Annotated in this window: 10 protein-coding genes; 7 read left to right on the top strand and 3 right to left on the bottom strand. The window is 43.8% G+C overall.

Annotated elements, in window-relative coordinates:
• The first annotated feature begins 295 nt into the window (after positions 1 to 295).
• The 7 genes from IX315_RS08985 to IX315_RS08955 all read left to right on the top strand — a co-directional run bounded on the left by IX315_RS08985 (position 296) and on the right by IX315_RS08955 (position 8,439).
• Positions 296 to 460 (top strand): hypothetical protein, encoded by a 165-nt coding sequence (locus IX315_RS08985; RefSeq protein ID WP_018359156.1) that lies wholly within the window; start codon positions 296 to 298, stop codon positions 458 to 460.
• Between the two features lie 99 nt (positions 461 to 559).
• Positions 560 to 2,290, top strand: a complete 1,731-nt coding sequence (locus tag IX315_RS08980; protein ID WP_211638906.1) for a GLPGLI family protein — start codon at positions 560 to 562, stop codon at positions 2,288 to 2,290.
• Positions 2,291 to 2,297: 7 nt separating this feature from the next.
• Entirely contained in the window at positions 2,298 to 4,904 is a 2,607-nt protein-coding gene (locus IX315_RS08975) for a carboxypeptidase-like regulatory domain-containing protein (RefSeq protein WP_211837395.1), read from the top strand.
• 689 nt (positions 4,905 to 5,593) lie between these two features.
• Positions 5,594 to 6,487, top strand: a complete 894-nt coding sequence (fic, locus tag IX315_RS08970; protein WP_134849817.1) for a protein adenylyltransferase Fic — start codon at positions 5,594 to 5,596, stop codon at positions 6,485 to 6,487.
• Between the two features lie 133 nt (positions 6,488 to 6,620).
• Positions 6,621 to 7,076 carry a radical SAM-associated putative lipoprotein gene (locus IX315_RS08965; RefSeq protein WP_026215774.1) on the top strand — a complete coding sequence of 152 codons (456 nt, stop codon included), beginning with the start codon at positions 6,621 to 6,623 and terminating at the stop codon, positions 7,074 to 7,076.
• Position 7,077: 1 nt separating this feature from the next.
• Positions 7,078 to 7,326, top strand: a complete 249-nt coding sequence (locus IX315_RS08960; protein WP_018359152.1) for a hypothetical protein — start codon at positions 7,078 to 7,080, stop codon at positions 7,324 to 7,326.
• Positions 7,327 to 8,439, top strand: coding sequence for a TIGR04133 family radical SAM/SPASM protein (locus tag IX315_RS08955; protein ID WP_211837394.1), 1,113 nt, complete (start codon positions 7,327 to 7,329; stop codon positions 8,437 to 8,439). It abuts the gene before it with no gap.
• Between the two features lie 79 nt (positions 8,440 to 8,518).
• On the opposite strand, the gene IX315_RS08950 is transcribed toward IX315_RS08955, so the two are convergent.
• The 3 genes from IX315_RS08950 to IX315_RS08940 all read right to left on the bottom strand — a co-directional run.
• Complete coding sequence (locus IX315_RS08950; protein WP_211837393.1) at positions 8,519 to 9,004, bottom strand: ferritin; 486 nt, start codon at positions 9,002 to 9,004, stop codon at positions 8,519 to 8,521.
• Between the two features lie 291 nt (positions 9,005 to 9,295).
• Positions 9,296 to 9,781 carry a hypothetical protein gene (locus IX315_RS08945; protein WP_211837392.1) on the bottom strand — a complete coding sequence of 162 codons (486 nt, stop codon included), beginning with the start codon at positions 9,779 to 9,781 and terminating at the stop codon, positions 9,296 to 9,298.
• Between the two features lies 1 nt (position 9,782).
• On the bottom strand, positions 9,783 to 10,263 hold a 481-nt coding region (locus tag IX315_RS08940), incomplete at its 5' end, for an ATP-binding cassette domain-containing protein (protein WP_211837391.1).

Raw genomic sequence — 10,263 nt, 5'->3', positions numbered from 1 at the left:
ACACTAGCCCGTTGTCGAAAAATGGGGAGTACTATAACTTTCAGATAGAACGATACTGCTGAAATGTATATAGGAAAAAAATATCTACAGAGCTCGTAGAGTAGAGGTTGGTACGCCTCGAAAGCGGAGGACGTGTCCTCCAACTTATTGCAAAGATCAAACTTTACTGATCATAGAGTATAAATCACAGCAGCATAGATGACAACTATGGTACAAATATTGTCCAGACCAACCTGTAAAGGCACAAAACTCACCTGAGTGTAAAAATGGTGTATAATTTTTGATATTAACTAATATGAACGAGAAGCTTAATAAAGAAGCCCTTCAATCAATAAAAGGAGGAGAGAGAGCAGAAGGCAACATGTGTGGTGAACTACAAGAAAGTGCTAGCCGTCATGGGCGTACTTGGACTGAAGAACAATGGGACAAGTGGTGTGAAGCGTTCTACCGTGAGTGCTAATATATGCACTTAATCTAAGAAAAGAGGGAGTTCTCTAAGACAACTTGCTCCTAGAGAACTCTCTCGATTAATCCATAATGTTGCTAACCGCCTCTTCTTATGAATACAAAGAATATATCAGTGTTTATTGTTTCTTTACTATCTATATTTCTACTATCTTCTTTTAAGATTGAAAATAATAAGCATAGTTCTATAATAGACCAAGCCAACCTGAAGATACTATACCGTTTTGAAATGAAGAAGAATCCTTTTGGCGGTATTAGCATTATGAAGGACACAACCGTTTTTCTTCACGGAGACGTTTTTTCTTTATCTTATACTCAAAGTGCTTACTATTCTGACTCATTGATAAATACCCCAAATGGAGGTAAAATAAAATTCAGAATGATGGAAAGAGGCCTTAATGAGAATAATCCTTATTTATTTCTTGAGCCACACACTTTGCCTGATTACACCTACGTGGATCACGACCAAAAACTTATAATTAACTACGACTCAGAAAGATTTTATGTGCCTGTGTTATATAGGGAGCCGATTGAGGATGTAAAATGGACTTTAAGGAATTATGACTCACGTGTGATTGCTGGATATCAGGTTTATAAGGCTATTTGTGATTTTAGAGGTAGGCGATATGAAGCTTGGTATACGCCTGAAATCCCAGTCGAAGTAGGGCCATGGAAGTTTCATGGATTACCCGGCGTCATACTTGAAGTATATGATGAAGACAAGAACTTTTTTTGGACAGCATTTAGTGTGGAGTATTCACCAAAGAAGCCAATTGAATCTATTAGGTGGATTAAGTTTTCAGAGACCCCATTTACTATTGTGGATCGCAAAGATTATCTGAGAGATGTAAGATTATACGTTAGTGGAGAAGATATAAATAATAATAATACACTGCAGCAGATAATTTCTTCAGGTGTTCGGACTCGATATCGTCAGAGACCGCATAAAGAAATTAAATATGATTTTATAGAGCTTGACTATAAACAGGAGAATAATATAGAAACTCAAGGTAGCCGAGAAAGCGCTGAATTATTGGATGATAATTATAGTTTTGACTCTATCAAAGGAGTCCGGAAGAAGGACTATTTATTGCTGCAGTATGAATATTCCAGCTTGAAAGATACGATAGATCTAATCTACTATAGACCTGATATTCAATTGGTTGAAATACATGATAATCAATCTGTCACTTACAGTATGCGTACATACCAAATGAAAGATGAATTTGGATCGGAAGAGGGCAAAAAAAAATGGCAAGGTCTTTTTGATCAGGGCGTCGAGTCGGTGAAAGCAGGAGTATTACCTATGAAAGATTTTATGAATAGGTTGCCAAGGCTTGGACAACAAGATATTATCAAGATAAATCTCGAGACAGGAGCGATGCTTGTATATGATAATATCGGAACAGAGCAGTATAAATATGATGATTTGATAAACATTAAGTGGCATTTGTTAGATAAACAAAAAACAATACTTGGATATGACTGCCAATTAGCCATTACTAATTTCAGAGGTAGAAAATGGTTTGCATGGTATTCAATTGACCTTCCTATTGGTGCTGGTCCATGGAAGCTTTTTGGACTACCTGGGGTCATATTTGAAGCTTACGATGAAAAAAAACATTATCATTATACTTTAAAGGGGTTAGAACAAAAACAACCATTACTAGACTATACGATACTGCTCTCCCCAAATGCAACACAGATAGATAGGATTAAATTCATAAATAGCCATCAAGTATATGCAAACACTGGAGGAGAATTATTAATTTTTAGTACTCCTTCTAAGATAGATAATTACCCAAAGCCAAAGGAACTAGAGTGAAAATGATATGAAAAGAATATTTTTTTTGCTGTTATTGACTTGTATATTCGATAGTCTGCTTGTATTCGGGCAGACTGAGGGAAGAGTAATTAGCAAAGAGGGTAGTGACATACTATCAGGTGTGATTGTTGTGGCAAAAAGAGCTGGAGAGAAAAAAGTATTGAGCTATTCAAGAACCAATAATGATGGGAATTTTAAATTGAATATAAACCCTACGTCTGGCGTATGGCTATACTTCTCTATGTTGGGATATGCCAAGGATAGTTTAGAACTCACTGAGGGACAGAGCTATTATGAAATAAAATTGCGAGAGCAAGTCACAGAACTCCAAGAGGTCAAAGTAACAGCTAAGGCAATTACGGCTCGAGGGGACACAATCAGATATTTGGTCTCTAACTTTAGTGAGATACAGGACAAAAATCTTGCTGATGTACTGAAGAAGATGCCTGGAATAGAGGTGTCGGAGAGCGGTCAGATTAAGTACCAAGGTCAGGCGATTAATAAGTTTTATATCGAGGGGCGTGATATGCTTGGAGGTCGCTATGGTATTGCGACGAATACGATTAATCCTGATGATGTCGGGTCTGTAGAGGTGATGGAAAATCATCAGCCGATTAAGGCCTTGGAGGATATCTCTTTCTCTCAAAATCCTGCTATTAATATTCGTCTCAAAGAGGATGCTAAAAGTCGCTGGGTAGGTACAGCTACATTGGGCGGTGGCTATATGGATACTAAGCCTGCTCTCCTGTGGGATGGTCAGGCAACTCTAATGAGATTTAAGAAGGAGAATCAGGTGCTCATCACGGGGCGAAGCACCAATGCTGGTAAGAGTGCGAGTACATTTAGCTCTAATCTCATATTTGATAATGATGGTTCGCCATTTGGCGGTGAGTATTCGCTCTCTAACCCTATAGGGGTCTCGCCATCAGTGCCGTATCAGTTGGCTCTCAACCGAACTCGCAAAGGTCCGTCGCATATGGTGAGTACCAATAACTTGTGGGGGCTGGGTAAGCATATAGATTTGACGAGCAAGGTCAATTATAGTCACCAAACAGACCTCTCTAGTAGTCGCTCGGAGATGATTTACTTCCTCAATGATGGCAATAGAGTGATTGAGAGCCAGGAGCAGTCGGAGGCTCGTGACAAGAATCTCTCTGTAGATGTCAATCTGCTGGTTAATCGTCCTAAGCTCTATCTGAGTAATAAGCTGTCGGGAAACTTTGAGTGGAACAATGTGGAGCTACTCACAGTTGGAACGTATCCCAATGTTCAAGCAGTAAAAGGGGAACGACAAGGTGTGGAAAATAGGCTCAACGTCCTAGTGCGTAGAGGCAGAGGTGGTTTCTCACTCAATTCGTTTGTGAAGTGGGAGAGGCGACCAAATGTCTTGGAAGTGGAAAGTGAAACACAGCATCCAACTTTACGACAAACTCTAGCTTCGCAATTGCTATTTACCAACACTTCTACGAGTCTTAGTTATATTTTGGGCCGTGTGGTACTCTCCACTAAGCTGGGCTTGGCGACTATGCACAGAAGTATGGAGAGTCATCTAAGTGGTTTGGAACTTTCGCTCTCTCCGCTGGAAAATGATGTAAGAGCCAATTATTATCAGCTCTATGCGACACCACAACTGAGCTATAGCTATAAAAACTTTAAGAGTGAGATAGAAGCACCGATTGCTTGGACACCGTATAGCATTGAAAGTGGCAAGACGACCCGACTTCATCGATTTCCTCTATCGCCACGTATCAGATTGGAACTGCAGGCAACGACACGATTGAAGCTCTCTGCTTCAGTACGCTATCGCAATGAAATCCTCGATGACCAAGAGTGGTACGATGGATATATCCTCAATAACTATCGCACGCTTTCGCTGGGTCTGGAGGAACTGGGAAATCGTGAAAGTGGCTATGCGAGCTTTTCGGCAAACTATCGTAATGCACTAGAGGCACTATTTGCAAGTGCATCGGTCTCTTATAATCGTTTTCGCACCAGTCATCTGAGTAGTCGTGACTTCGTGGATCGCTATATGGTTTTGCAGCCCATAGCTCGGGAGAGTAGAGGCGATAGATGGACGCTCAATGGTCGTGTGAGTAAGGGCTTTATGTGGCTAAGAAGTGTGCTGACATTCAATGCTCTCTATTCGTTGGGCAATCAGGAGCTGTTGCTACAAAAAGAGCTGACTCCGTATCGCTACGATATGCTGATATTGAGTGGTCAAATCTCTATGCGTCCTGCGACTTGGGCGACTCTGCTCTATGAGATTTCGTACAATCAGAGCGGTCAGGAAGGGGAAGGTCAGGGATTTGAGCGGAGAAATAATTACGCTCAGAGGCTAGATCTCACTTTTGTCCCGAGTAAATCGTGGCGAGTAGAACTAACAGGTAACCACTATTACAATGAGATTACTGAAAATGTGCGGAAGCACTATCTTCTGGCGGATGCTTCGTTGGTGTACTCTGCTCCAGCTGGGTGGGAGGTCAATTTGACTGCACGTAATCTATTTAACAACCGAACATATGGCTATACATCGCTTAGTGCACTGACAAGCTACACATTGGAGTACCAAATTCGTCCACTGGAACTTTTACTCGGTTTTTACTTCAGATTCTAAAACTCATATATAAACTTTGTAAGGGCAATTATTGAGAATGTTTCATAATAAACTCATTCTCGACGATTTGAATATCGCTACACAACGCAGAGGCTCGCCACCGTACAACAACTTTTTATATGCGATTTGTCTTTTCTGTATCACCATTTGTAGTAGTATGGAAAAAAGGGGGGGGCCAACCCTCATCAGCCTATGAGAGTGTGTCAAAAGTCCAAAATTGCGAGGGTACCACGCCAGCGGTAGAGGCGTAGCATGCTGCGTCTCCACATGGGGGGCACTTAATGTGTTGGTACAGAACAGTTTGGAAACATGCCATGGCTTGACTCTACATACCGTACGGTAATATGATTTGGTGTAAAATACACCAATTGCCCCTTTTGTACACACCCCCATTGCTGTGCCACCCCTTTTTCAGACTATTGACACACCGCAGGTGTGTGATCACAAACCTCAAAATGGGAATTAGCCCCTCTGGGAGACCTTCCACTTTTGTGAATAAGTAAATTATAGCTACCTTTGAGAGTATACTACTATCAATAGATGACAAGTAAAGTATCGTTGCATAAACAACTTGATGACTGATTTTGAAGAATATATCTGCCAAAGCGAACCGCATAAACGCGAGAAAGGTTATGCGTGGCAGACGGCTATTGGATTATTATAAAAAAGAGAGCAACTAAACCCTAGTTATGGAAGGACATAAAGAACAACCTAAGTTATCCATTCGCTTCTTCAACGACTGTGAAGTGCGTGCGGTGTGGGACGAGGAACAAAGCCGTTGGTGGTTCTCAGTACTTGATATTGTTGCAGCAATCAATGAGCAGGACGATTATCAAAAGACAAGGAACTATTGGAAGTATCTCAAAACGAAGTTGAAGAAGGAGAATAACGAACTGGTTAGTACCACTAACCAGTTCAAACTACAAGCTCCTGACGGGAAGCAACGTTTGACGGATATGTTGGATAGTGAGGGTGTTATCCTATTGGCAAAAGCAATACCAAATAGCAAGGCTATGTCATTCCTTGACTGGTTTACATATAGCGACAACACTATCGACGGGCAAAGCAAGAAGAAAGCTTACCAACTCTTTGAGAGTGGACTCCTTAAAACAGCAGAACCCGGCAGTATCAAGTGTCTGCAACAAATCCATGCCTATCTCTTTGGCGGATTGTACGACTTTGCAGGACAAATCCGTACTAAGAATATTTCAAAAGGAGGCTTTCCCTTTGCTAATTGTGTGCACTTACCTACTACACTGCAAGCGATAGAGCAAATGCCAGAAAATACCTTCGACGAAATCATGGACAAGTATGTCGAGATGAATGTAGCCCATCCTTTTATGGAAGGTAATGGTCGCAGCACTCGCATTTGGCTTGACCTTATGCTGAAGCGTTCTCTCAAACAGTGTGTGGATTGGAGTCAAATAGACAAAAACGAATACCTTAGTGCTATGCGCAAGAGTGTATCTGATAGTACACATATAAAGGCTTTAGTAAAGCCTACACTTACCACAAAGATTGATGACAGAGAAATGTATATGAAAGGTATTGATTATTCGTACTATTATGAACAAAATGATTGAAGCATCAAGTTCAAGTGACGACATACTTCGGAAGGTCTCCTAGAGGTTCTACCTCTGGGAGACCTTCCACTTTTGTGAATAAGTAAATTATAGCTACCTTTGGGCGAGGTATCACTTTCAAATGTATATTGCTATGAAGAGGACTTATCTATCTATCAGGTCATTATTGTCTGCCGGAGTGGCAACGCTCATCGGCTGGCTAGGATTATCAGGGTGCGACCGCTCGGATATAAACAATGGCATGTGCATGTACGGCACGCCCACAGTGAAGTACCAGTTCAAGGTCAAGGTTACCGACCAAGTAGGCAGACCAGTGGAAGGTCTCCTCGTGGGCATCCTCCAAGACGACGAGAGAGAGCACACCGATAGCGATGGACGTGCGACTATCGATGGGCGCTACAATGGTATGTACAAAGACCACGAAGTAACCTTCGTAGTCAAGGATGTCGATGGGCCAAAGAACGGCTTCGTCACCGACCTCACTCAGAAAGAGAAGATAACCACTGCCGATTTCACAAAGAGGAACATAGACTCTTGGGACAACGGCACTGTGCAGAAGAGCATCCACCTAAAAGTGGAGCGCAAGTAACGTGAAGAAGAAACGCTTCAAACGGAACCTCCTCACGATAGGGGCACTAGGCGTACTTAGTCTTACCGGCTGCAAGACAGTGCAGAAGACCAAGACCCCTCCGCCCGAGCAACCAGTGCTACCGGAGCAAGATTCCATCCGTCCGCCCTATGGCGAAATTATCCTCATGTACGGCACGCCCTACCGTGAGTATGAGACAAAAGATGCCGTCCCTCACGAACCTACGACCACTCCTAAACCAGATAAGTAAATGTCTCTGCTCTTCCGTCGCAATAAACCCTCCCTTACCCCCTCCCTCAGACAAAGGCTCGCACTAGAAGCTCATCGTATCCTGAGGGACGATAACATCCGCACCCACCAGATGACTACCCTCTTCTGGGAGTGCACCCTCAGGTGCAATCTTCACTGCGCCCACTGTGGAAGCGATTGCAGGGTACAGAGCGGAGTAGAGGAGCTATCGGCAGACCAATTTATCCAGATCATAGACGACCTCACCCCACATGTACAGCCCCACCAATTGCTCATCATCTTCACAGGTGGCGAAGCACTTGTGCGGAAAGATATTGAGGAAGTAGGGCTTGCGCTCTATCGCCGGGGCTACCCTTGGGGCATAGTGACCAATGGAATGTTGCTCGACGAAAAGAGGCTCGAGAGCTTACGACAAGCCGGCATCCATACTGCCACTATTAGTCTGGACGGACTAGAAGAGGCGCACAACGCCATGCGGGGGCACCCCCTCAGCTACGCAAGAGCATGGCATGCCATACAGCTCCTGAGCCAAGTGGATGATATTCTATGGGATGTCGTTACCTGTGTAAACCCCATGAACTTCGACTCCCTCTCTACCCTTCGTCAGCAATTGATAGACCAAGGGGTGAAGCGCTGGCGACTCTTCTCCATCTTCCCTGTAGGCAGAGCTGCGGAGCACAGAGAGCTTCAGCTATCCGACCGACAGCACTACGACCTCATGAACTTTATCTGCGAGACCAACGAAGAGGGCAAGATACAAGCCCAGTATGGTTGCGAAGGCTACCTCGGCAGCTTCGAAGGGCGAGTGAGGCAACAGTTTTACCACTGCCGCGCAGGTATCAATGTCGCCTCTATCCTCTGCGATGGCTCTATCAGTGCCTGCCCCAGCATACGCTACGACTACAAGCAGGGCAATATCCACCACGACAACCTTTGGGAGGTGTGGGAAAATAGATTCGAGAAGTACCGCAATCGCTCTTGGGCAAAGATAGGCGCCTGTGCCCAGTGCAAAGACTGGAAGTACTGCCTAGGCAATGGCATGCACCTCCACGACGACGAAGGCAAACTCCTTGTATGCCATCTTGAGCGTCTCAAGGCAGGGGCACATTACTGAAGCACGATCATCTATAAGCATAAGTAAGGGGCGACACCGTTTTGGTATCGCCCCTTGCTATTATGTATAACCCTTCGAATTACTTGCGAGCACCTAGCTCCCTATCCATAATCATATAGCCAGCATTGCTACTCACTAGCTTGAGTCGGTCGAGGATACCAGAAGTAGTTGCCTCCTCCTCTACTTGCTCATTGACATACTTACGGAAGAAGTTCTCGGTAGCGTAGTCCTTCTGCTCGATAGCCATAGCTACAATATCATTGATACGCTCCGATACCTTGCACTCGTGCTTGTAAGCGAGGTTGAAGTAATCCACTAGCGTCTCCAGCTTAACATCATTCATCTTGATATCCTTAAGCTCTGGCCTCTCACCGCGCTCTAGCACATAGCGTAGCATCTCCTCGGCGTGTGCCATCTCCTCGTGGAACTGAGCTGCAAACCAGTGTGCGAAGCCAGTCCAAGCCTGAGTCTCCAGCTCAATCGCCATCTTCCTATAGATAAATGCAGACTCGTACTCAAAATTGATCTGCTCGTTGATTGCCTTCAATAATTCCTTCTTAATCATATCATTCAAACTCTAAATCGTTAAACTTTTTCTATTCTCAAAGGTACGATTCTTTTACGAATTCCGCCAGAGAACAACGGCTAAATAAACATAAAATCTAACAATACCAACACACTGCGAGGACAAAGTCCAAAGCCTACAACCATTCAGACCACATCTGCCACGTCCTTACCATATATATCCACAACCATTCGCTCACCCCCCACATCACGACTAGCCTGCGGAGGAAAATTTATTCCAAGAGAATCTATTTCCCGACAAAAGACCCTCTCCCCACAAGGGGAAAACAAATCACTCCAGAGTCGTGCTTAAAACTGGGATAAGGTGACAAAGCAAATTGCCGTTATTCTCTATGATGGTAAAGTCAAAGGTGCTATTTTGGAGCTTAGGTAACCATACTTTTTGCTCAGGTGGAAGTGTTACAATTGATGGATAGCGATTAAGCGTATCTCGCCTGTTCTCTATGCTTTTCAATTGAACGTCCAAGTCTTCTGTCTCAAGATGGGGAGTCAAAGGAATAGGCTCTTCAATATTGGTCAATACCTTGCCGTTGGCATAGCTTATATAAGCAGTTGTGCTAGGCTCTGAAAGATCGTAAAAGGTAATGGTGCCTGAATAGACCTGCTTGTAGGGCATAAAGTAGGCGATACCAAATAAGACCATCAAGACTGCAAATAGGATGATGGTGCCGTATCTGACAAGTGCGGGAGGGATTTGTCCCACAATGCTCCGCATCTTTTCGCTTCTCAGTTCGTAGCTCTTTTCTTGTTTCTCCATATCAGTTACCCAGCTCTAGTTGGTTCTTCACGAGTTCATAGTACTTGCCTCGGCTGGCAGTAAGACTCTCATGGTTGCCTACTTCTACAATCTTTCCTTTGTCAAGTACGACGATTTGGTCGGCATTTCTGACAGTAGATAGACGGTGAGCCACCACCACTACAGTTTTACCCTTGTAGAAGTCTTCTAGCTTCTCTGTGATAGCTCGCTCGTTATTGGCATCAAGAGCATTGGTGGCTTCATCTAAGAATACAAATGTAGGGTCTTTATAAACCATTCTGGCAATCAATATTCGCTGTCTTTGCCCTTGGCTAATACCCTGACCATCTTGCCCAATCATTGTATTGTAAGCCAGCGGAAGACTTTCTATATGGTCTGCAATGTTAGCCGTACGAGCAGCAGCCCGTATCCGCTCTATGTCTGGAGTGTCGTCACTTATGGCGATATTCCGAGCGATGGTGTCACTAAAGAGATATCCCTCT

It is taken from the genome of Porphyromonas levii (assembly GCF_018206105.1).
GTDB lineage: Bacteria > Bacteroidota > Bacteroidia > Bacteroidales > Porphyromonadaceae > Porphyromonas_A > Porphyromonas_A levii.
This window is presented reverse-complemented; position numbering and strand designations above follow the sequence as displayed.